Below are 21,590 nucleotides of genomic sequence, written 5' to 3' on the forward strand. Positions count from 1 at the left end.
TCGCGTCCCACTTGTCGCAACAGAAGCCCCGTTCTATCGTCAGGATGTATCGAGTCGATACATCAGCACGGCACATCGACTCGGCATATCGGTTTTCCCAGTGTCCCGACAGCGGAGGAGGCAGCGGATGAGCAGGCGCTCAGGAATCCTTGAGTTCGCCGTGCTCGGCCTGCTCCGTGAAGCCCCGATGCACGGTTACGAGCTGCGCAAGCGGCTCAACACCTCGCTGGGGATCTTCCGTGCCTTCAGCTACGGGACCCTGTACCCCTGCCTCAAGACGCTGGTCGCCAACGGCTGGTTGATCGAGGAGCCGGGCAGCGCCCCCGAGGAAGCCATGGCCGCTTCACTCGCAGGACGCCGCGCCAAGATCGTCTACCGGTTGACGGCCGAAGGTAAGGAGCACTTCGAGGAGCTCCTCTCCCACACCGGCCCCGACGCCTGGGAGGACGAGCACTTCGCCGCCCGCTTCGCGTTCTTCGGCCAGACCGAGCGTGAGGTGCGGATGCGGGTGCTCGAAGGCCGCCGCAGCCGGCTGGAGGAGCGTCTGGAGAAGATGCGCGCCTCTCTGGCCCGGACCCGCGAGCGCCTCGACGACTACACGCTTGAGCTGCAGCGCCACGGAATGGAGTCCGTGGAGCGCGAAGTGCGCTGGCTGAACGAGCTCATCGAGAGCGAGCGGGCGGGGCGGGATCAGCGATCCGGCCAGGACGCCCCCGCTCAGCACGACAACGATTCTGGAGAAACGGGCGGCCTGCCCCGGCACGGGGGCAGTACCCGGCCGGATCCGTCCGACGACACCGCCAAGTGAAACCCTGCGTCAGCAGGGCTTCCATGACACACAGGGAGCAACCGGAAATGGGTTCGGTTCGCGTAGCCATCGTCGGCGTGGGCAACTGCGCCGCCTCGCTGGTGCAGGGCGTCGAGTACTACAAGGACGCCGACCCGGCGTCCAAGGTGCCCGGCCTGATGCACGTCCAGTTCGGCGATTACCACGTCCGTGACGTGGAGTTCGTGGCCGCGTTCGACGTGGACGCGAAGAAGGTCGGCCTCGACCTGTCGGACGCCATCGGCGCCAGCGAGAACAACACGATCAAGATCTGCGACGTCCCGAACAAGGGCGTCACGGTCCAGCGCGGTCACACGCTCGACGGTCTCGGCAAGTACTACCGCATGACCATCGAGGAGTCCGCCGAGGCGCCGGTCGACGTCGTCCAGGTCCTCAAGGACCAGCAGGTCGACGTGCTCGTCTGCTACCTCCCCGTGGGCTCCGAGGCCGCCGCGAAGTTCTACGCGCAGTGCGCCATCGACGCCAAGGTCGCCTTCGTCAACGCCCTCCCGGTCTTCATCGCCGGCACCAAGGAGTGGGCGGACAAGTTCACCGAGGCCGGTGTCCCGATCGTCGGTGACGACATCAAGTCCCAGGTCGGCGCCACCATCACGCACCGCGTGATGGCCAAGCTGTTCGAGGACCGCGGTGTCCGTCTCGAGCGCACCATGCAGCTCAACGTCGGCGGCAACATGGACTTCAAGAACATGCTCGAGCGCGACCGCCTCGAGTCCAAGAAGATCTCCAAGACGCAGGCCGTCACCTCGCAGATCCCCGACCGGGAGCTCGGCGAGAAGAACGTCCACATCGGCCCCTCGGACTACGTGGCCTGGCTGGACGACCGCAAGTGGGCGTACGTCCGTCTCGAGGGTCGCGCCTTCGGTGACGTTCCGCTGAACCTGGAGTACAAGCTCGAGGTGTGGGACTCCCCGAACTCCGCGGGTGTCATCATCGACGCCCTGCGTGCCGCGAAGATCGCCAAGGACCGCGGCATCGGTGGCCCGATCCTCTCGGCCTCCTCGTACTTCATGAAGTCCCCGCCGGTGCAGTACTTCGACGACGAGGCCTTCGCCAACGTCGAGAAGTTCATCAAGGGCGAGGTCGAGCGCTGACCTGACGGTCCTGCGGCTCGATGACGGAGGGTCCCCGTGGCACTGCCCGGGGGCCCTCCGCTTGTGTGAGTCTTGCTCCCATGTCTGTCGTGGGTGATCTGCGCGTCCTTCTGCGTCTGCGCAACTTCCGCCGCCTGCTTGCCGTGCGCCTGCTCTCCCAGTGTGCCGACGGCGTCTACCAGGTCGCCCTGGCCACGTACGTCGTCTTCTCCCCCGAGAAGCAGACCACCCCCGGGGCGATCGCTTCCGCCATGGCGGTCCTGCTGCTCCCGTACTCCGTCGTCGGACCCTTCGCCGGCGTCCTCCTCGACCGCTGGCGGCGGCGCCAGGTCTTCCTCTACGGCAACCTGCTGCGGGCCGTCCTCGCCTGCGGCACCGCGGTGCTGATGCTGGCCTCCGTGCCCGACTGGCTCTTCTACGCCTCCGCCCTCTCCGTCACGGCCGTCAACCGCTTCGTCCTGGCGGGCCTGTCGGCCGCGCTGCCGCGCGTGGTCGACGACGAGCGGCTGGTCATCGCCAACTCGCTCTCCCCGACCGCCGGCACCCTCGCCGCGACACTCGGCGGCGGACTGGCCTTCGGAGTGCGACTGATCTCCGACGACTCCAACGCCGCCGTGGTGCTCCTTGGCGCCGTCCTCTACCTCTGCTCCGCACTCGCCTCGCTACGGATGTCCCGCGAGCTCCTCGGGCCGGACCCGGAACTCGTCCAGCCCCGGCTTGTCACGGCGCTGCGATCCACCGCCCAGGGGCTTGCGAGCGGACTGCGCCACCTCTCCGAGAGGCGGCCCGCCGCCCGGGCGCTCGCCGCCGTGACGCTGATGCGCTTCTGCTACGGCGCCCTGTTCGTGACCGTGCTCATGCTCAGCCGGTACGAGTGGAGCACCACGGAGTCGGAGGGGCTGGCCGTGCTCGGGCTCGCCGTCGCCGCCTCCGGGGCCGGCTTCTTCGCCGCGGCGGTCCTCTCGCCGTGGGCGGTCGGCAGGCTGGGGCCGTTCGGCTGGATGACCCTCTGTTCAGGAGCGGCAGCCGTCCTCACCCCGGCCCTCGGGCTCGCCTTCGCCCGGACTCCCTTCCTCGTGGCGGCGTTCGTTCTCGGCCTGATCACCCAAGGAGCGAAGATCGCGACCGACACGGTCGTCCAGACCTCCGTGGACGACGCCTACCGCGGGCGGGTCTTCTCGCTCTACGACGTCCTCTTCAATGTCGCCTTCGTCGGCGCGGCCGGGGTCGCGGCGCTCATGCTCCCCGCCGACGGCCGGTCCGTCATGCTCGTGATCCTGGTGGCCGTTCTCTATGCCCTCGTCGCACTGGCCCTGGGCCGGAAGGCCCGGAGGGTGTGACGGCGAAGGGGCGATGTTTCACGTGAAACATCGCCCCTTCACGGCGCCCGGCGTCGGCCCTGCCCGTGTTTCACGTGAAACATCGATCGTGAAACACAGGCGCGCACGGGATCAGTCGCTCTGAGTCGCCCACCACTCCTTGAGCGCGGCCACGGCCGCGTCGTGCTCCATCGGCCCGTTCTCCAGCCTCAGCTCAAGCAGGAACTTGTACGCACGACCCACGGCCGGCCCGGGACGGATGCCCAGGAGTTCCTGGATCTGGTTGCCGTCGAGATCGGGGCGGATCGAGTCCAGCTCCTCCTGCTCCTGGAGCTGCGCGATGCGCTCCTCCAGACCGTCGTACGCGCGCGAGAGGGCGGCGGCCTTGCGCTTGTTACGCGTGGTGCAGTCGGAGCGGGTCAGCTTGTGGAGCCGGGAGAGCAGCGGTCCCGCGTCCCGTACATAACGACGGACGGCCGAGTCGGTCCACTCGCCCATGCCGTAGCCGTGGAAGCGCAGATGCAGCTCCACCAGACGCGAGACGTCCTTGATCATTTCGTTGGAGTACTTGAGCGCGGTCATACGCTTCTTGGTCATCTTCGCGCCGACCACCTCGTGGTGGTGGAAGGAGACCCGCCCGTCCTTCTCGAAACGACGCGTGCGCGGCTTGCCGATGTCGTGCAGCAGGGCCGCGAGGCGCAGCACCAGGTCCGGGCCGTCCTCCTCCAGGTCGATGGCCTGGTCGAGAACGGTCAGCGAATGCTCGTAGACGTCCTTGTGCCGGTGGTGCTCGTCGCTCTCCAGCCGCAGCGACGGGAGCTCCGGCAGCACAAAGGCGGCGAGGCCCGTCCCGACGAGGAGGCCCAGGCCCTTCCGGGGGTGCACGGAGAGCAGCAGCTTGTTGAGCTCGTCACGGACCCGCTCGGCGGAGACGATCTCGAGCCGGCCGGCCATCTCCGTCATCGCGGTGACGACCTCGGGGGCCACCTCGAAGTCCAGCTGGGCGGCGAACCGCGCGGCCCGCATCATGCGCAGCGGGTCGTCGGAGAAGGACTCCTCGGGCGTCCCCGGGGTCCGCAGTACCCGTGCGGCCAGGTCCTCCAGACCGCCGTGGGGGTCGACGAACTCCTTCTCCGGGAGCGCCACGGCCATGGCGTTGACGGTGAAGTCGCGCCGGACCAGGTCCTCCTCGATGGAGTCGCCGTAGGAGACCTCGGGCTTGCGCGAGGTGCGGTCGTACGCCTCCGAGCGATAGGTGGTGACCTCCACCTGGTACCCGTCCTTCTGGCACCCGACGGTGCCGAAGGCGATCCCGACCTCCCAGACGGCGTCGGCCCACGGACGAACGATCTTCAGTACGTCCTCGGGGCGGGCGTCGGTGGTGAAGTCCAGGTCGTTGCCGAGACGGCCAAGCAGCGCATCGCGGACCGAGCCGCCGACCAGCGCGAGGCTGAACCCGGCCTCCTTGAAGCGGCGGGCGAGGTCGTCGGCGACAGGGGACACACGCAGCAGTTCACTGACCGCGCGGTGTTGCACCTGGCTCAGTGCAGTCGGGGTGTCTTCGTTGGCGTTCGGCACAACAGAAAAGGGTACGTGCCCCGGCTCCCCGTAACGTCCCCGTTTTCCCGCGCGCACCACGGTTCCCCGGCGTTCGCAGCCCCGCGCGCTCCCATCGGCTGGAGCAGTCCCCGGCACTTGGCCACGGCGTGCCTCGTTACCATGCCTGGACACAGCAACCGGGAACCACCGACACCACTGACACCACAGACAACGACGAGGACGGGCGACGCGTGGCCGAGGCGGCAGATATCCAGGGGACCGTTCCCTCACCTGCCCGCCGCTGGCTACGGCGCACGGCCTCACTCGCCGTCGCGGCCCCACTACTGGCCGGATTCCTCCAGAGCGCGCCCGCCGTCGCCTCCGAGGCCGCCGAGAGCGCGAACGGCTCGTCGACCGTCGATGTGTCGGTCGACACAGTGGCGCCGAGCGCCCCGGTGGAGGGCGACACCCTCACCATCACGGGGACGGTCACCAACCAGAGCAAGCAGACGGTGACCCACGCCACGGTGGATCTCCGCGTCGGCCCGCAGATGACCAGCCGCAGCGAGATCGACTCGGTCGCCGGCCGCCGCGGCTACCGGGACGGCTACGACCCGGCCCCGATCGACGACGCCTACACCGTCAAGATCCCCGACCTGGGCGCGGGGCTCAGCCGGGACTTCACCCTCTCCGTCCCCGTCGCCAAGCTCGAAATCGACGACCCCGGCGTCTACCAGCTGGGGGTCTCGCTCACCGGGCAGACCGCGAGCCAGTCCTTCGACCGGGTGCTCGGCATCGAGCGGACCTTCCTTCCGTACCAGCCCGAGCAGGCGGAGAAGCGGACCGAGCTCACCTACCTGTGGCCGCTGATCTCCACCGCTCACGTCTCCGCGGAGACCGGCCCGGACCTCCAGCAGACCCCGGTCTTCGAGAACGACGACCTCGCCGCCGAGCTCGCTCCCGGCGGCCGGCTCCACCAGATGGTGACGCTCGGCAAGGATCTCCCGGTCACCTGGGTGATCGACCCCGACCTGCTGGCCAGTGTCGACGCCATGACCATGCCCTACCGGGTGAAGAGCGGCACGACCGAGGTCGCCGGGAAGAACCAGGCCGTCGCCGAGGCGTGGCTGGACGCACTGGAGAAGGCCGTCCAGGGCAAGAAGGTCGTCGCCCTGCCCTTCTCCGACCCCGACCTCGCCTCCCTCGCCCACCACGGCAAGAGCGTCCCCGGCTCCCTGAGCCACCTCCAGCAGGCGACCGCGCTGGCCGCGACCACGGTCGAGACCGTCCTCCACGTGAAGGCGTCCACCGACTTCTCCTGGCCCGTCGACGGCGCCGTCGACCCCTCGATCATGTCCGTCGCCACATCCGCCGGCGCGCACAACGTGATCGCCCGCAGCGACAGCTTCCGCGACGACCTCCCGTACACGCCGACCGCGGCCCGCGCCGTCGGCGGCGGCACGACCGCGGTCGTCAGCGACGCCGGCCTGTCGAAGGCCTTCCAGGGCGACCTGATCAGGGCCGAGAACTCCACCCTCGCCATCCAGGCCTTCCTCGCCCAGTCGCTCGCGGTCACGCTCGAGCAGCCGGAGGACCAGCGCAGCGTCGTGGTCGCCCCGCAGCGCATGCCCACCGCCGCCCAGGCGCAGACGATGGCGACGGCGCTGCAGGGGCTGTCCCCCCAGCGCTGGACCCAGCCCCAGGACCTGCTGGCCGCCGCGGCCGAGACGCCCGACCCGGACGCGTCGGACCGCGTGCCGGGCAGCCGCGCCTACCCGAAGAACCTGCGCGCCCAGGAGCTCGACACCGAGGCGTTCGAGCAGATGAAGGACACCCGGGACCAGCTGGACGACTTCAAGGTCATCCTGACCGCCCCGGACCGCGTGGTGCCCCCCTTCTCCAACGCGATCAGCCGGGAGATGTCCACCTCGTGGCGCGGTGAGCGGGCCTCGGCCGCGCTCTACCGCAAGGAAGTCCTCGACTATCTGCAGAGCCTCACCAAAGAGGTGCAGCTGATCGAGAAGTCGGACCTCCTCCTGTCCGGCCGCAGCGCCACCATCCCGGTGACCGTGCAGAACAAGCTGCTCCAGGGTGTGGACCACCTGGTGCTGCGGCTGACCTCCGGCAACAAGACCCGTCTGAAGCTGAACGACCACGACGCCATCGCCGAGCTGCCGGTGAAGATCGACGGCGGCCACAGCCAGTCGGTGAAGTTCCCCGCCTCGGCCAACGCCAACGGACCCGTGCCGATGGTCGCCCAGCTCTACACCGAGGACGGCACGCCCTACGGCGCGCCGATGAGGTTCACCGTGAAGGTCTCCGAGATCACCCCCACGGTGATGCTCGTGATCGCCGGCGGTGTGCTCCTGCTCGTCCTCGCCGGCGCCCGGATGTACTCCTCGCGCAAGCGCGCCGCGGCCCGCACCGCCGAGGCGGAAGCCGAGGCCGGCGCCGCGACGCAGAGCGAGGCGGAGAACGAGGCGCGGGGCGAGACCGGGACCGAGCCGCAGAGCACGGAGACCCGGGCCGTCGGGGACACCGAGGACGCCGATCCCGGGCAGCCGAGTGACCTGACGCCGGACACCGGTCCCGAAAGCGGCGACCCGTCGGGCCCGGGTGAGAAAGTGGACCGTTGAGCGATGTCGTGGCCGGTCGGCCGGGGACGATGAGGTGGGGTAACCATGAACGCGCCGTACGACGGTGACCGCGGCCAGGGCGCGGGCGGCAACGCGCCGTCCGGTGGGACGCCCGCTGCCCCGGCACCCGGCCACGCGCCGGTCCCGCCGCCGCAGCAGCCCGCCCCGGACCCGTACGCACCCGCCCCGGACACCCCCTACGCCCAGGACCCGTACGTCCAGGACGCCTACGCCCAGGACCCCTACCAGGCGCAGGACCTGTCCGCCCAGGACCCGGTGACCGAGGCGCTCTACGACCGCGCCGCGCACCCGCCTCCACCGCCGGGCACCTACGCGGAGCCGCAGCCGCTCTACCAGCAGCCCGCCGTGCCCCCGCACGCGCCGGACCCGAGGGTGTGGGCGCAGACCCCGGCGCCCGAGCCCGACGGCCCCTCCCGCCACCTGCCGTACGGCGACGACGCCCGCACGGTGCAGTTCACCGGCGTCGACGACCTGGTCACCCGGGCGGGGGAGGAGGAGCCGGAGACGGACGCCTTCGCGCACCTCTACCGGGACCAGCAGACGCCCGGCCAGGTGCCTCCGCCCTCCCCGGAGCCGAACCCCATGCCCGCGCCCGCCCCCAAGAAGGCCGGCCGTGCCTCCGGGCTGCTCAAGTCGAGCGCCGTGATGGCCGCCGGCACCCTCGTCTCCCGCCTCACCGGCTTCGTCCGCAGCCTGGTGATCACCGGTGCCCTCGGCGCCGCACTGCTCGGTGACACCTTCACCGTCGCCTACACCCTGCCGACGATGATCTACATCCTCACCGTGGGCGGTGGCCTCAACTCGGTCTTCGTCCCGCAGCTGGTCCGCTCGATGAAGAACGACGAGGACGGCGGCGAGGCCTACGCCAACCGGCTGCTGACCCTGGTCATGGTGGCGCTCGGCGCGATCGTCGCCATCGCCGTGTTCGCGGCTCCGCTGCTGATCCGGCTGATGTCGAACACGATCGCCGACGACGCGGCCGCCAACAGCGTCGCCGTCACCTTCGCCCGCTACTGCCTGCCCACGATCTTCTTCATGGGTGTGCACGTGGTGATGGGTCAGATCCTCAACGCCCGCGGCAAGTTCGGCGCGATGATGTGGACCCCGGTCCTCAACAACATCGTCATGATCACCACGTTCGGCCTGTTCATCTGGGTCTACGGCACGTCCGCCGAGTCCCACATGGGTGTCCAGACCATCCCGGACGAGGGCATCAGGCTGCTCGGCCTCGGCACGCTGCTCGGCCTGGTCGTCCAGGCCCTGGCGATGATCCCGTACCTGCGCGAGACCGGCTTCCGCTTCCGCCCCCGCTTCGACTGGAAGGGCCACGGCCTCGGCAAGACGGTCAGGCTGGCCAAGTGGACCGTGCTCTTCGTGCTCGCCAACCAGGCCGGTGTCCTGGTCGTCACCCAGCTCGCCACCGCGGCCGGTGAGGAGTCGGGCAAGGACGGTGCCGGCTTCCTCGCCTACTCCAACGCCCAGTTGATCTGGGGCATGCCACAGGCCATCATCACCGTCTCCGTCATGGCCGCGCTGCTGCCCCGCATCTCGCGCGCCGCGTCCGACGACGACCCGGGCGCCGTCCGCGACGACATCTCGCAGGGGCTGCGCAACTCGGCCGTGGCGATCGTCCCGGTGGCCTTCGCCTTCCTGGCGCTCGGCGTTCCGATGTGCACCCTGCTCTACGCCTCCAGCGGCGTCCAGGCCGCCCAGGGCATGGGCTTCATCCTGATGGCCTTCGGCCTCGGTCTGATCCCCTACTCCGTCCAGTACGTCGTGCTCCGCGGCTTCTACGCCTACGAGGACACCCGCACGCCCTTCTACAACACCGTCATCGTCGCCGCGGTCAACGCGGCCGCCTCGGCGGTCTGTTACGTCGTGCTGCCCGCCCAGTGGGCCGTGGTCGGCATGGCCGGCTCCTACGGACTCGCCTACGCCGTGGGCGTCGGCGTCGCCTGGCGACGGCTGCGCAACCGCCTCGGCGGCGACCTGGACGGTGTCCACGTGATGCGCACCTACGCCCGGCTGTGCCTGGCCTCCCTGCCGGCCGCGGTCGTCGCGGGAGCGGTGGGCTTCGCCCTCCTGAAGGTGCTCGGCGAAGGGGCCCTCGGCTCCCTCGTGGCCCTCATCGTGGGCGGAGCGGTCCTGCTCGGCGTCTTCTTCGTCGCGGCCAAGCGGATGCGGATCGCGGAGCTCAACTCCATGGTGGGCATGGTCCGCGGGCGTCTGGGACGCTGACGAACAGGGTTCGCACAACCATCGCCTGCCGACGCGTGTCGTGCATAGCGTCGGACTGTGGGCACAATTGGCATGGCTGTTGGATGTGGCGCAACGGATGGGGAGGCAGGAACGACGGTGGCGGAACGTAGCACGGCTGCCGTCGACGTGGCCGACAACAGCGGTGACGACCCGCTGACCGCCAAGGCGGACAAGGCCGCGACCGACGGGGTGGCGGAAGCGAAGAAGAAGGCGGACGAGTCCGCCGAGGCCACGGAGAACAAGGCGGTCGAACGACAGAGCGGCGAACAGCCCTCCATCACGGCACCGGAGCTGCACAGCGGCCACAAGCTGGCGAGACGCTACCGGTTGGAGGAGTGCGTCACCCGTCTGGACGGATTCAGCAGCTGGCGTGCCGTGGACGAGAAACTCCGCCGGGCCGTCGGGGTGCACATCCTGCCCGCCGACCACCCACGGGGCCGCTCGGTGCTCGCCGCGGCCCGATCCGCGGCGCTCCTCGGCGACCCCCGGTTCGTCCAGGTCCTCGACGCCGTCGAGGAGAACGACCTCGTGTACGTCGTGCACGAGTGGCTGCCCGACTCCACCGAGCTGACCGCCCTGCTCGCGGCCGGCCCGATGGAGCCGCACGACGCCTACCAGCTCGTCAGCCAGGTCTCCCAGGCCATGGCCGCCGCTCACCGCGAGGGCCTCTCGCACCTGCGGCTCACCCCGAGCGCCGTACTGCGCAGCTCCACCGGCCAGTACCGCATCCGGGGCCTCGCCGTGAACGCCGCCCTGCGCGGCATCAGCGCCGAGCGCCCGCAGCGCACGGACACCGAGGCGATCGGCGCCTTGCTCTACGCGGCGCTCACCCAGCGCTGGCCGTACGACAGCGACGCCTACGGCCTCTCCGGGCTCCCCAAGGGCGTCGGGCTGCTCCCGCCGGACCAGGTCCGCGCGGGCGTCCACCGCGGGCTCTCCGAGATCGCCATGCGCGCCCTGGCGAACGACGGGGCCACCGCCTCGCGCCAGGAGCCGCCCTGCACCACCCCGGACGAGCTCGCCAAGGCCGTGGCGGCGATGCCACGCATCCGCCCGCCGGAGCCCGAGTTCCCGCTCCCGACGCCACCCGAGTACCAGCGCACCACATACCAGCAGGGCACCTACGGGCGCCCCCAGCAGCACCCCGCGGTCACCCAGCCGGTCGTGGCCCCGCCACCCCCGCTGCAGAGCCGTACCGGCAAGGCGCTGAAGTGGGCCGTCTCGGCCCTGCTGATCGCCGCCCTCGGCCTGGGCAGCTGGCAGATCGCGGACCGGCTGCTCGACCAGAACAAGAACACCGAGACGCCTCAGAACACCCAGCCGCAGAACAACGGCGACGACGAGAAGGACAAGCCGAGCGGCAAGCCCGTCGCGATCGTCGGCGCGCGCGACTTCGACCCGCTGGGCGACGGCTCCGAGAACGCCAGGGAGATACAGAACGCCTACGACGGCGACCCCGGCACCACGTGGTCGACGAGCAACTACTACGGCTACTCGAACTTCGGCAGGCTCAAGGACGGTGTCGGCATCGTCCTGGACCTCGGCAAGGTCCAGCAGGTCGCCAAGGTCGAGATCACCTTCCAGGGGAAGACCTCGGTCGAGCTGCGGACGGCGCCCGAGAGCGCCTCGTCCGAACCCGGTCAGCCCGGCGATTACGCCACACAGGCCTCGGAGTCGGGAACCAAGGTGGCTCTCACTCCGGACAAGCCGGTGAAGACGCGCTACGTGCTCGTCTGGCTGACCGACCTGCCGAGCGACGGAGGCGGTTACCGCGGTCAGATCGCGGACATCAAGATCATCAGCTGACGGCACCGGGGGGAGGGGCTCACCGTTGGACGACGCCATACGCGACGAGCGCAGCGATCAGGAACTCCTGGCCTGCCATGTGGCCGGCGATCAGGACGCCTTCGGTGAGCTCGTACGCCGCCACCGGGACCGACTGTGGGCAGTGGCTCTGCGGACACTCGGCGACCGCGAGGAGGCCGCTGACGCCGTCCAGGACGCCCTCGTGTCGGCCTTCCGGGCCGCCCACACCTTCCGGGGCCAGTCGGCCGTCACGACCTGGCTCCACCGCATCACCGTGAACGCCTGTCTCGACCGTGCCCGCAAGACGGCCTCGCGCAAGACCTCCCCGGTGGACGACACCGCCCGCTTCGAGCAGCTCCTCGAACCGCACGAGTCCGCCGAGGCCCCCGCGGAGCGCCAGGACCTCCACCGTGAGCTCCTCGCCGCGCTCGCCACTCTGCCCGCGGATCAGCGAGCCGCGCTCGTCCTCGTCGACATGCAGGGATACCCGGTCGCCGAGGCCGCTCGTATCCTCGATGTCCCCACCGGAACCGTGAAGAGCCGCTGTGCGCGCGGGCGGGCCAGACTCCTGCCGATGCTCACTCATCTGCGCGACGACACGGTGGGTAACCACGGCTCGGACCGGGGAAGGAACCGGACGCCGGGGGCATCCGTCCCACCGGTGTCGGGACCGACGGATACCGGACCGAGCAATCCGACTGCTGTGAAGGGCGGAGGTGGGCGCGCGTGACTTCCACGGCCGACACGACTCAGCACCCGGACGTCTCGGAGATCTCCGACCTCACCGAAGGCCTGCTCTCGCCGTCCCGTAGCGCTGCCGTGCGCGGGCACCTCGACGCCTGTCCCCTCTGCGCGGACGTGCGGACCTCCCTGGAGGAGATCCGGGGCCTGCTGGGCACCCTGCCGGGGCCGCCCCGGATGCCCGCCGAGATCGCCGGACGGATCGACGCCGCGCTGGCCGCGGAGGCCCTTCTGAACGCCACCGCACCGGACCCCAACGCCCATGTTTCACGTGAAACACCGCGCAGCCGTCCCGCCACGACCGCGCCGACCGCCCCCGAGCGGCCCGCGGGACACTCCTCGGCCACCACCGGACCCGGCCGGCCCCGCAAACCCCGGCGCCGCCGCGTCGCCGTCCTGGGAGCGGCCTTCGGGGCCGCGGCCCTGGGGCTGAGCCTGTTCTTCGTCCAGTCGGGGCTCGACCTCGGCGCCGGCGGGGCCGACACCAAGTCCGACACCGCCGCCAGCGCTGCCGCGACCGCCCGCTTCGACGGGCAGCCGGTCGACACGACCGTGCAGGCCCTCCTGAACGAGGGCGGGACCTTCAGGGCACCCCAGGACGCCAGCCCGGAATCGCTCTCCGCCGAGAACAACGGCGCCAAGGAACGGTCCGTCGACGGCACCCTGCCCGACTGCGTCAAGGCAGGCACCCAGCGCGCGGACGCGGTTCTCGGCTTCCGGCAGGGCGACTACCAGGGGACGCCCGCCTATCTCGTCGTCCTGCCGGACACCGCCGACAGCACCCGGGTCCAGGTCTATGTGCTCGACGCCTCATGCGCCGCCGGCGGCAGGAACGCCAAGGCCGAGGTGCTGCTGCAGGAATCCGTTCCGCGCTCCTGAACTCCGCGACGTGCCGAGCGGCGGTCTGGGGAATGCACGCCCCTTAGGATCGGTTGGGTGGGGTGAGAGTGACCGATCCGACCGGCCCCCCGTAGGCAGTCAGCAGTCTGCAGAGACGAGGAAGACATCCGTGAGCGACGTCCGTAACGTGATCATCATCGGCTCCGGGCCCGCGGGTTACACCGCTGCGCTCTACACGGCCCGCGCGTCGCTGAAGCCGCTCGTGTTCGAAGGTGCCGTCACCGCCGGTGGCGCCCTGATGAACACGACCGACGTGGAGAACTTCCCGGGCTTCCGTGACGGCATCATGGGCCCGGACCTGATGGACAACATGCGTGCCCAGGCGGAGCGCTTCGGCGCCGAGCTCGTTCCGGACGACATCGTCGCCGTGGACCTCACCGGCGAGATCAAGACCGTGACGGACACCGCCGGCACCGTGTACCGCGCCAAGGCCGTCATCGTCACGACCGGCTCCCAGCACCGCAAGCTCGGCCTGCCGAACGAGGACACCCTTTCGGGCCGCGGTGTCTCGTGGTGCGCCACCTGCGACGGTTTCTTCTTCAAGGACCAGGACATCGCCGTCATCGGCGGCGGCGACACCGCGATGGAGGAGGCCACCTTCCTCTCGCGCTTCGCCAAGTCGGTCACCATCGTCCACCGCCGTGACTCGCTGCGCGCCTCCAAGGCGATGCAGGAGCGCGCCTTCGCCGACCCGAAGATCAAGTTCGCCTGGGACAGCGAGGTCGCCGAGATCCACGGCGAGCAGAAGCTCAGCGGTCTGACCCTACGCAACACCAAGACCGGCGAGACGAGCGAGCTCCCGGTCACGGGCCTCTTCATCGCCGTGGGCCACGACCCGCGCACCGAGCTCTTCAAGGGCCAGCTGGAGCTGGACGCGGAGGGCTACCTGAAGGTCGACGCCCCCTCCACGCGGACCAACGTCCCGGGTGTCTTCGGTGCGGGCGACGTCGTCGACCACACCTACCGTCAGGCGATCACCGCCGCGGGCACCGGCTGCTCGGCCGCGCTCGACGCGGAGCGCTTCCTGGCCGCCCTCGCCGACAGCGAGAAGCTCGCCGAGACCCCCGCGGTCTGACCCCACCAGCCATCACCCCACACCCCGCAACATAAGGAGGTCGCCGTGGCCGGCGCCCTGAAGATCGTGACCGACGCTTCCTTCGACGAGGACGTCCTCAAGAGCGACAAGCCCGTCCTGGTGGACTTCTGGGCCGAGTGGTGCGGCCCGTGCCGCCAGATCGCCCCGTCGCTCGAGGCGATCGCCAAGGAGCACAGCGAGATCGAGATCGTGAAGATCAACATCGACGAGAACCCGGCCACGGCTGCCAAGTACGGCGTCATGTCCATCCCGACGCTGAACGTCTACCAGAACGGCGAGGTCGTGAAGACGATCGTCGGCGCCAAGCCGAAGGCCGCGCTCCTGCGCGACCTGGAGGGCTTCGTCCAGCCGCAGGCCTGACGCTCCCGCTGTTTCACGTGAAACAGCAGCGGCCCGCCCCCCTTCCGAGGGGGCGGGCCCCTGTCGTCTCCGGTGCAATGTCAGAGAGGCCGGAGAGCGGGCTCCTTCTGTACGGCCCCCAACAGCCGGTCGAGGGCCAGCTCGACGTCCTCCTTCCAGGAGAGCGTCGTCCTCAGCTCCAGCCTCAGCCGGGGAAACGTCGGATGGGGCCGCACGGTCTTGAAGCCCACGGCCAGCAGGTGGTCGGCCGGCAGGACACAGGCCGGCTCCTTCCAGCGGGCGTCACCGAACGCCTCGATCGCCTTGAAGCCGCGCCGCAGCAGATCCTTGGCGACGGTCTGCACCATCGTCCGGCCCAGTCCCTGTCCCTGATACCCCGGCATGATCCAGCCCGTCATCAACTGGACGGCGTCAGCCGCGACCGGGCTCGTGGGAAAGGCGGTGGAGCGGGGCACATACGCCGGGGGCGCGTACAGCACGAACCCGACCGGCACATCGTCGACATAGACCACCCGCCCGCAGGACCCCCATTCCAGGAGGACCGCGGAGATCCACGCCTCTTTCTCCAGCTCCGGCCGGCCGGCCTTCACCGCGGCCTCCCCGCTCACCGGATCCAGCTCCCAGAACACACAGGAGCGACATCGCTTGGGGAGATCCGGAAGGTTGTCCAGCGTGAGCGGTACGAGCCGACGCCCCACGGCTGATCCTCACTTCCCCTCGGCCATCGCTGTACGAATACGCCTCTCAAGAATCGTAACGACGGGACGATCGGGGCGATACCGCGCACAGGCAAAGGCGGGGCGTGTTCCGGTGGTTGCCGGTACACGCCCCGCCCTTGAGGACATCGAGATGGCTCAGTCCTCGGAGTCAGAGGTCCCCTGGTCCATGACGCGGCCCTCGCCCGGGGCCATCGTCGACAGGATCCGGTCCAGATCCTCTATCGAGGCGAACTCGACGACGATCTTGCCCTTCTTCTGCCCCAGGTCGACCTTCACCCGGGTCTCGAAGCGGTCCGACAGACGGGTCGCCAGATCCCGGAGAGACGGGGAGACGCGCGCCCCCGCCCGCGGGCCCTTGGGCTTGACCGACGACGAGGGCTCCGAGCCCATCAGCGTCACGATCTCCTCGACGGCCCGCACCGACAGCCCCTCGGCCACGATCCGGTACGCGAGCTTGTCCTGCGTCTCCGGGTCCTCCACCGAGAGCAGAGCCCGGGCGTGACCGGCGGACAGGACGCCCGCGGCGACCCGCCGCTGCACGGGCGGCGAGAGCCGCAGCAGTCGCAGCGTGTTGGAGACCTGGGGACGCGAACGCCCGATCCGGTCCGCCAGCTGGTCGTGCGTGCAGTTGAAGTCCTTCAGGAGCTGGTCGTAGGCCGCGGCCTCTTCCAGCGGGTTCAGCTGCGCCCGGTGCAGGTTCTCCAGGAGGGCGTCGAGCAGAAGCTTCTCGTCCTCGGTGGCCCGGACGATGGCCGGAATGGCCTCCAGGCCGGCCTCACGGCAGGCCCGCCAGCGCCGCTCGCCCATGATGAGCTCGTAGCGCTCGGGACCCAGCTGCCGGACGACGACCGGCTGGAGCAGACCGACCTCCTTGATGGAGGTGATCAGCTCGGCGAGGGCGTCCTCGTCAAACACCTCGCGCGGCTGGCGCGGGTTCGGGGTGATGAAGTCCAGCGGCAGCTCGGCGAAGTGCGCCCCGGCGGGGGACTCCGGCAGGGCCTCTGGCTCGCTCACCGGGACCACGGAATCGGGCGACTGCGGGCTGGAGGGCAGGGTCGCCAGCTTCGCGGCCGCCACCCCCCGGTCCGAGCCGAGCGCCGGAACGGCTCCGGGAGAGGTCGTGGCCGAGGCCGTACCCACCCCGCCGGCCGGCACCTGTCGCTCCTGGGGAGCAGCGGGGATCAGCGCACCGAGCCCGCGCCCCAGCCCCCTACGTCGCTCACTCACTGCATCCCCTCCGACATTCGCTGACTGTTCTGGTGGCCCATGCCCTGGTATCCGACATGGGCGTGCGTGGCGTCGTAGTGGAGATCGACACCGCGCAGGGCGATCTCCCGCGCCGCTTCGAGGTACGACAGGGCACCGCTGGAGCCCGGATCGTAGGTGAGCACGGTCTGGCCGTAGCTCGGCGCCTCCGAGATTCGCACGGATCTCGGGATGCTGGTCCGCAGCACCTCGTCGCCGAAGTGGCTGCGCACCTCGTCGGCGACCTGCGAGGCGAGCCTCGTCCGGCCGTCGTACATGGTGAGCAGGATCGTCGACACATGCAGCGTGGGGTTGAGGTGGCCCCGCACCAGGTCGACGTTCCGCAGGAGCTGGCCCAGGCCCTCCAGCGCGTAGTACTCGCACTGGATGGGGATCAGCACCTCGGCGCCCGCCACGAGGGCGTTGACGGTGAGCAGACCGAGCGACGGCGGGCAGTCGATCAGGATGTAGTCCAGAGGCTGCTCGTACGCCTGGATCGCTCGCTGCAGTCGGCTCTCCCTCGCCACCAGGGACACCAGCTCGATCTCCGCACCTGCGAGATCGATCGTGGCGGGGGCGCAGAAGAGTCCTTCGACGTCCTGGACGGGCTGGACGACCTCGGCGAGCGGCTTGCTCTCCACCAGGACGTCATAGATCGAGGGGACCTCGGCATGGTGGTCGATGCCCAGTGCCGTGGAGGCGTTGCCCTGCGGGTCGAGGTCGATGACCAGGACACGAGCACCGTGCAGCGCCAGGGAGGCAGCAAGGTTGACCGTCGTGGTCGTCTTGCCTACCCCGCCCTTCTGATTGGCGACCACCATCACGCGGGTCTGGGCAGGCCGGGGAAGCCCCTCACCAGCGCGGCCCAGGGCCTCTACGGCCAGCTGGGCAGCACGACCAATGGGGGTGTCGTCCATCGGGGGCGGTGTTTCACGTGAAACATCCTCCCCCACCGATTCGGTTCGGGGACCGGGGACCGGATCGGTCATCGGTCCCGCGATGTTGGCGTCGGACCGCAAGGATTCACTCTCCTCGGCTTCAGGCTCGCGATGAACAGAGCCTGCCATGCTTTCGGGGTCGTGAACCAGCGAGGCCCGTGGTTCTGTGGATGAATCCACCTCTGTGGACAATCCCTTAACCCTCACGGGGGGTTTCACCGGGGGCTTACGGTCCCGGGGCGTGGCAGCCGCGCGGCCGCGGCTGATGATCCCCTGCAGCAGTGAGCGACGTTTCACGTGAAACACGATGCACGCGCCGCGGGGCCGGGACCGCTCGACACTCCGAAATCTGTACGTATCGCAGCTTGTACGGATCAGTGGGCAGGGGTCAGCGGCCGCGTCGGGGTCGGCTCGCCCTGGCCGCCTTGGCCCGCTTCGCGGCGAACCTCACACCGCCCGGGCTCTCGCCGACCTCGACACGGACCACGGTGGACAGCGGGTCGACGATCCCCTCGCCGACATGCAGCACGGAGGTTCCCACCACACCGAGCTTGGAGAGCGCGGCACGAGCACCGTTGATCTCCTCCTCGGCGGTGTCGCCCTTGAGGGCCAGCATCTCGCCGTAGGGACGGAGCAGCGGCACACCCCAGCCGGCCAGCCGGTCGAGCGGCGCCACGGCGCGGGCCGTCACGACATGCACGGGCGGGAGCTTGCCCAGCATTTCCTCGGCGCGGCCGCGAACCACGGTCACGTGATCGAGGCCGAGCAGCTCGACGGCCTCCTGGAGGAAGTTCGTCCGGCGCAGCAGGGGCTCGAGAAGCGTGATCTTCAGATCCCGGCGGACCAGGGCCAGCGGGATACCGGGCAGGCCGGCACCGGAGCCGACATCGCACACCGTGACGCCCTCGGGGACGACCTCGGAGAGCACGGCGCAGTTCAGCAGGTGGCGCTCCCACAGCCGGGGCACCTCACGCGGGCCGATGAGACCACGCTTGACCCCCGCGTCCGCAAGGAGCTCCGCGTACCGGACCGCCTCCGGGAAGTACTCGCCGAAGACTGTCCGTGCCTGCTCCGGCGCCTGGGGAAGCTCCGCTGCCTCCATCACGGGGAACCGTCCTTCCGTACCGCACGCGTACCGTGCGGGCGCACGGTGTGGATGACTATCAGGCTGACAAAATTCGGCCCCGCCTGCGAACAGACGGGGCCGACACTACGGGAGGGTTCAGGCAGGGAGCACGACGACGAAGCGCTGCGGCTCCTCGCCCTCGGACTCGCTGCGCAGACCGGCGGCGGCGACCGCGTCGTGCACGACCTTGCGCTCGAACGGGGTCATCGGGTCCAGCTTGACCGGCTTGCCGGACGCCTTGACCTCGTCCGCGGCCTTGGCACCGAGCTGCGCGAGCTCGGAGCGCTTCTGGGCACGGAAGCCGGCGATGTCGAGCATCAGACGGCTGCGGTCGCCGGTCTCCCGGTGCACCGCCAGTCGCGTGAGCTCCTGAAGGGCCTCCAGCACCTCGCCGTCGCGCCCGACCAGCTTCTGCAGGTCGCGACCGCCGGAGTCGCTGATGATCGAGACCGAGGCCCGGTCCGCCTCGACGTCCATGTCGATGTCGCCGTCGAGATCGGCGATGTCGAGCAGGCCCTCGAGGTAGTCGGCCGCGATCTCACCCTCCTGCTCCAGGCGGGTCAGGGTGTCGCCACCCTCGGCGGCGGAGGTGGTGCCTTCCGTCACGGATGGACTCCTTCTTGCTTCGTGGAGGCTTACTTCTTGGAAGAGGGGTGCTTGGGCCGCTGCTGGCCCTTGCGCTGGCCGGACTTGGCCTGGCGGGAGCCGCCGGAGTTGGCCCGGCTCGGCCGCGCCGGCTTGTCTTCCGCTTCCTGGGACCCGGCCTTGGCGCCCTTGGCCGGAGACTGCGGCTTCTTCTCCAGCGAGGGAGCGGCCTTCTCGTCGGCCTCGGCAGCCGGCTCGGCGGCCGCCGACTCCTCGGCGTCCTTCACCGGGTGCTGACCGCTGCCGGACTGGCGCTGGGCCTTGGTCTGGCGCTTGGGCTGCTGGCGCCGGGTGGCGGCACCGCCCTCCGCCTCGACGGAGACGCTGTCGCTCTTGATCACGGTGCCGTCGGCCTGGGCGGCGAAACCGGCCTTGGCCAGGCCCGCGAAGAAGCGGCGCTCGTTCTCGTTGCGGTCGCTGCCCTTGGCGACGATCACCTTGACGATGTTCTTGCGGCGGCGGCCGCGGACCTCGTCGTGCTGCGTGACGCTCTTGAGCAGGCGCTGCAGGTAAGCGTCCTGGGCCTTGCTGCCCGGGGTCGGGTTCTGGTTGATCACGTACATCTGCTGGCCCATGGTCCACACGTTGGTGGTCAGCCAGTAGACGAGGACACCGACGGGGAAGTTGATGCCCATGACGGCGAAGATCAGCGGGAAGATGTACATGAGCATCTTCTGCTGCTGCATGTACGGGGTCTTCACCGAGAGGTCGACGTTCTTCATCATCAGCTGGCGCTGGGTGAAGAACTGCGAGGCCGACATCATGACGATCATGACCGCGGTGACGATGCGGACCGAGGTCAGCGAGGCGTCGAGAGCGGCGACCTCAGCGGCGCTGTCCGTGAACTTCGCGGCCAGCGGGGCGCCGAAGATGTGCGCCTGACGGGCGCTCGCGAGCAGCGAGTCGTCGATGACCCCGATGGTCTTGCCCGAGGCGATGCTGGAGAGCACGTGGTACAGGGCGAAGAAGAACGGCGACTGCGCCAGGATGGGAAGGCACGAGGAGAGCGGGTTGGTACCCGTCTCCTTGTACAGCTTCATCATCTCTTCGGACTGACGCTGCTTGTCGCTCTTGTAGCGCTCCTGGATCGCCTTCATCTTCGGCTGGAGCGCCTGCATGTTGCGGGTCGACTTGATCTGCTTGACGAACAGCGGGATCAGGCAGATCCGGATCAGCACCACCAGGGACACGATCGACAGGCCCCAGGCCCAGCCCGTGTCCGGGCCGAAGATCGCCCCGTACACCTTGTGGAACTGGACGATGACCCAGGAAACGGGCCAGGTGATGAAGCTGAACAGACTGGCAATCGTGTCCACTAATCAGGCTCCTTGAGCATTGGGCGAGGTCTCTGCGGCCGGGCTCGTCTCGGCGGAGCTCCCGCCCTTGTCGCCGCGCAGCGCGTTCCTGAGCATCTCGTGCCAGCGCGGACGCTTACGCGGAGGAACATGGTCCACGCCGCCCGGCGACCACGGATTGCACCGCAGGATGCGCCAGGCGGTCAGGGCTGTGCCCTTGATCGCGCCATGCCGGTCTATGGCCGTGAATCCGTAGTGGGAACACGACGGGTAGTACCGGCAGACGGGGCCCAGGAGCGGGCTGATCGTCCACTGGTACAGCTTGATGAGGGCCAGCAGCGGGTACTTCATCGCGTGCCCCCTCCCAGCAACCGCTGGAGAGCGGCGTCCAGGTCTCGGGCCAGCTGTGCATGGTCGGCGTCGCCGGCTCCGGGCAACGCCCGTACGACCACCAGGCTACCGGGGGGCAGCTCGGACAGTCGTTCGCGGACGAGATGGCGCAGGCGTCGCTTCACCTGGTTGCGTACGACGGCACCGCCCACGGCCTTGCTCACGACGAAACCCGCACGCGTCGGGGGAGCGCTCTCCCCAGGCGCGTGCGGGTCCGTTGCACCGCTGCGTAGGTGGACGACGAGGAGCGGGCGACCGGCCCGGCGCCCTCGGCGTACCGCGGTTGCGAAGTCCTCGCGCCGCCTCAGCCGATTCTCGGTAGGCAGCACGTCATGACCTGTTTAAGCGGATCAGGCGGACAGGCTCGCGCGACCCTTGGAACGGCGGTTCGCCAGGATGGCGCGGCCGGCACGCGTACGCATCCGCAGGCGGAAGCCGTGGGTCTTGGCGCGACGACGGTTGTTCGGCTGGAAGGTGCGCTTGCTCACTCGGGGGCTCCAGAAATGATTCGTAGATGGCGGGACATCGCCTGGCTGTCACCGTGCGCCCACGAGTAGCTCGCAATACGCCCGAGTGCACCGCTTTCGCGATCACATATGGTGATCTTTGCCCATCGG

The 21,590-nt window shown here is 69.6% G+C and carries 20 protein-coding genes; 10 read left to right on the forward strand and 10 right to left on the reverse strand.

The features are described from left to right. Positions 1 to 127 precede the first annotated feature (127 nt). From ACIGEZ_RS06385 to ACIGEZ_RS06395, 3 genes are all read left to right on the forward strand, one after another. Positions 128 to 808, forward strand: a complete 681-nt coding sequence (locus tag ACIGEZ_RS06385) for a helix-turn-helix transcriptional regulator (protein WP_399826503.1) — start codon at positions 128 to 130, stop codon at positions 806 to 808. A gap of 47 nt (positions 809 to 855) precedes the next feature. Then, positions 856 to 1,938: an inositol-3-phosphate synthase gene (locus ACIGEZ_RS06390; RefSeq protein ID WP_399826505.1), complete on the forward strand. Its 1,083-nt coding sequence runs from the start codon at positions 856 to 858 to the stop codon at positions 1,936 to 1,938. A gap of 80 nt (positions 1,939 to 2,018) precedes the next feature. Continuing rightward, entirely contained in the window at positions 2,019 to 3,278 is a 1,260-nt protein-coding gene (locus ACIGEZ_RS06395) for an MFS transporter (RefSeq protein WP_399826508.1), read from the forward strand. Between the two features lie 111 nt (positions 3,279 to 3,389). Here ACIGEZ_RS06395 and ACIGEZ_RS06400 read toward each other — a convergent pair whose 3' ends face one another. Then, positions 3,390 to 4,835 carry a CCA tRNA nucleotidyltransferase gene (locus ACIGEZ_RS06400; protein ID WP_399826510.1) on the reverse strand — a complete coding sequence of 482 codons (1,446 nt, stop codon included), beginning with the start codon at positions 4,833 to 4,835 and terminating at the stop codon, positions 3,390 to 3,392. 212 nt (positions 4,836 to 5,047) lie between these two features. Between ACIGEZ_RS06400 and ACIGEZ_RS06405 the strand changes: the two genes are divergently transcribed. The 7 genes from ACIGEZ_RS06405 (at position 5,048) to trxA (ending at position 14,615) form a co-directional block, all read left to right on the forward strand. Further along, positions 5,048 to 7,432: a DUF6049 family protein gene (locus ACIGEZ_RS06405; RefSeq protein WP_399826512.1), complete on the forward strand. Its 2,385-nt coding sequence runs from the start codon at positions 5,048 to 5,050 to the stop codon at positions 7,430 to 7,432. Positions 7,433 to 7,477: 45 nt separating this feature from the next. Then, a complete protein-coding gene (gene murJ / locus ACIGEZ_RS06410) occupies positions 7,478 to 9,691 on the forward strand; it encodes a murein biosynthesis integral membrane protein MurJ (protein ID WP_399826514.1) in 2,214 nt (737 codons plus the stop codon). Positions 9,692 to 9,808: 117 nt separating this feature from the next. Continuing rightward, a complete protein-coding gene (locus ACIGEZ_RS06415) occupies positions 9,809 to 11,518 on the forward strand; it encodes a serine/threonine protein kinase (RefSeq protein WP_399826517.1) in 1,710 nt (569 codons plus the stop codon). 25 nt (positions 11,519 to 11,543) lie between these two features. Next, positions 11,544 to 12,248, forward strand: coding sequence for an RNA polymerase sigma factor SigM (gene sigM, locus ACIGEZ_RS06420; protein ID WP_399826519.1), 705 nt, complete (start codon positions 11,544 to 11,546; stop codon positions 12,246 to 12,248). Beyond that, positions 12,245 to 13,138: a hypothetical protein gene (locus ACIGEZ_RS06425; RefSeq protein WP_399826521.1), complete on the forward strand. Its 894-nt coding sequence runs from the start codon at positions 12,245 to 12,247 to the stop codon at positions 13,136 to 13,138. The genes sigM and ACIGEZ_RS06425 overlap by 4 nt, the downstream gene beginning before the upstream one ends. Positions 13,139 to 13,268: 130 nt before the next feature. Further along, the gene (gene trxB / locus ACIGEZ_RS06430; protein WP_399826524.1) at positions 13,269 to 14,234 is read left to right on the forward strand and encodes a thioredoxin-disulfide reductase; all 966 of its coding nucleotides are present in this window, start codon (positions 13,269 to 13,271) and stop codon (positions 14,232 to 14,234) included. 45 nt (positions 14,235 to 14,279) lie between these two features. After that, positions 14,280 to 14,615 (forward strand): thioredoxin, encoded by a 336-nt coding sequence (gene trxA / locus ACIGEZ_RS06435; protein WP_399826526.1) that lies wholly within the window; start codon positions 14,280 to 14,282, stop codon positions 14,613 to 14,615. A gap of 80 nt (positions 14,616 to 14,695) precedes the next feature. Here the strand turns inward: trxA and ACIGEZ_RS06440 are convergent, their stop codons facing one another. From ACIGEZ_RS06440 to rpmH, 9 genes are all read right to left on the reverse strand, one after another. Next, positions 14,696 to 15,313, reverse strand: a complete 618-nt coding sequence (locus ACIGEZ_RS06440) for a GNAT family N-acetyltransferase (RefSeq protein WP_399826529.1) — start codon at positions 15,311 to 15,313, stop codon at positions 14,696 to 14,698. A gap of 156 nt (positions 15,314 to 15,469) precedes the next feature. Beyond that, positions 15,470 to 16,561 carry a ParB/RepB/Spo0J family partition protein gene (locus tag ACIGEZ_RS06445; protein WP_399826531.1) on the reverse strand — a complete coding sequence of 364 codons (1,092 nt, stop codon included), beginning with the start codon at positions 16,559 to 16,561 and terminating at the stop codon, positions 15,470 to 15,472. Next, entirely contained in the window at positions 16,558 to 17,646 is a 1,089-nt protein-coding gene (locus tag ACIGEZ_RS06450) for a ParA family protein (RefSeq protein WP_399827569.1), read from the reverse strand. Before ACIGEZ_RS06450 ends, ACIGEZ_RS06445 begins: the two co-directional genes overlap by 4 nt. 259 nt (positions 17,647 to 17,905) lie before the next feature. Continuing rightward, positions 17,906 to 18,619, reverse strand: coding sequence for a 16S rRNA (guanine(527)-N(7))-methyltransferase RsmG (gene rsmG, locus ACIGEZ_RS06455; RefSeq protein ID WP_399827571.1), 714 nt, complete (start codon positions 18,617 to 18,619; stop codon positions 17,906 to 17,908). Positions 18,620 to 18,739: 120 nt separating this feature from the next. Continuing rightward, a complete protein-coding gene (locus tag ACIGEZ_RS06460; protein ID WP_399826533.1) occupies positions 18,740 to 19,249 on the reverse strand; it encodes a protein jag in 510 nt (169 codons plus the stop codon). A gap of 29 nt (positions 19,250 to 19,278) precedes the next feature. Next, positions 19,279 to 20,604: a membrane protein insertase YidC gene (yidC, locus tag ACIGEZ_RS06465; RefSeq protein WP_399826536.1), complete on the reverse strand. Its 1,326-nt coding sequence runs from the start codon at positions 20,602 to 20,604 to the stop codon at positions 19,279 to 19,281. 3 nt (positions 20,605 to 20,607) lie between these two features. Continuing rightward, positions 20,608 to 20,934: a membrane protein insertion efficiency factor YidD gene (gene yidD, locus ACIGEZ_RS06470; RefSeq protein WP_073908712.1), complete on the reverse strand. Its 327-nt coding sequence runs from the start codon at positions 20,932 to 20,934 to the stop codon at positions 20,608 to 20,610. Next, the gene (rnpA, locus tag ACIGEZ_RS06475; RefSeq protein ID WP_399826540.1) at positions 20,931 to 21,302 is read right to left on the reverse strand and encodes a ribonuclease P protein component; all 372 of its coding nucleotides are present in this window, start codon (positions 21,300 to 21,302) and stop codon (positions 20,931 to 20,933) included. The genes yidD and rnpA overlap by 4 nt, the downstream gene beginning before the upstream one ends. 21 nt (positions 21,303 to 21,323) lie before the next feature. Continuing rightward, complete coding sequence (gene rpmH / locus ACIGEZ_RS06480) at positions 21,324 to 21,461, reverse strand: 50S ribosomal protein L34 (RefSeq protein WP_005482975.1); 138 nt, start codon at positions 21,459 to 21,461, stop codon at positions 21,324 to 21,326. Positions 21,462 to 21,590: the final 129 nt, after the last annotated feature.

The organism is Streptomyces sp. NPDC085481 (genome assembly GCF_044541845.1).
Lineage (GTDB): Bacteria > Actinomycetota > Actinomycetes > Streptomycetales > Streptomycetaceae > Streptomyces.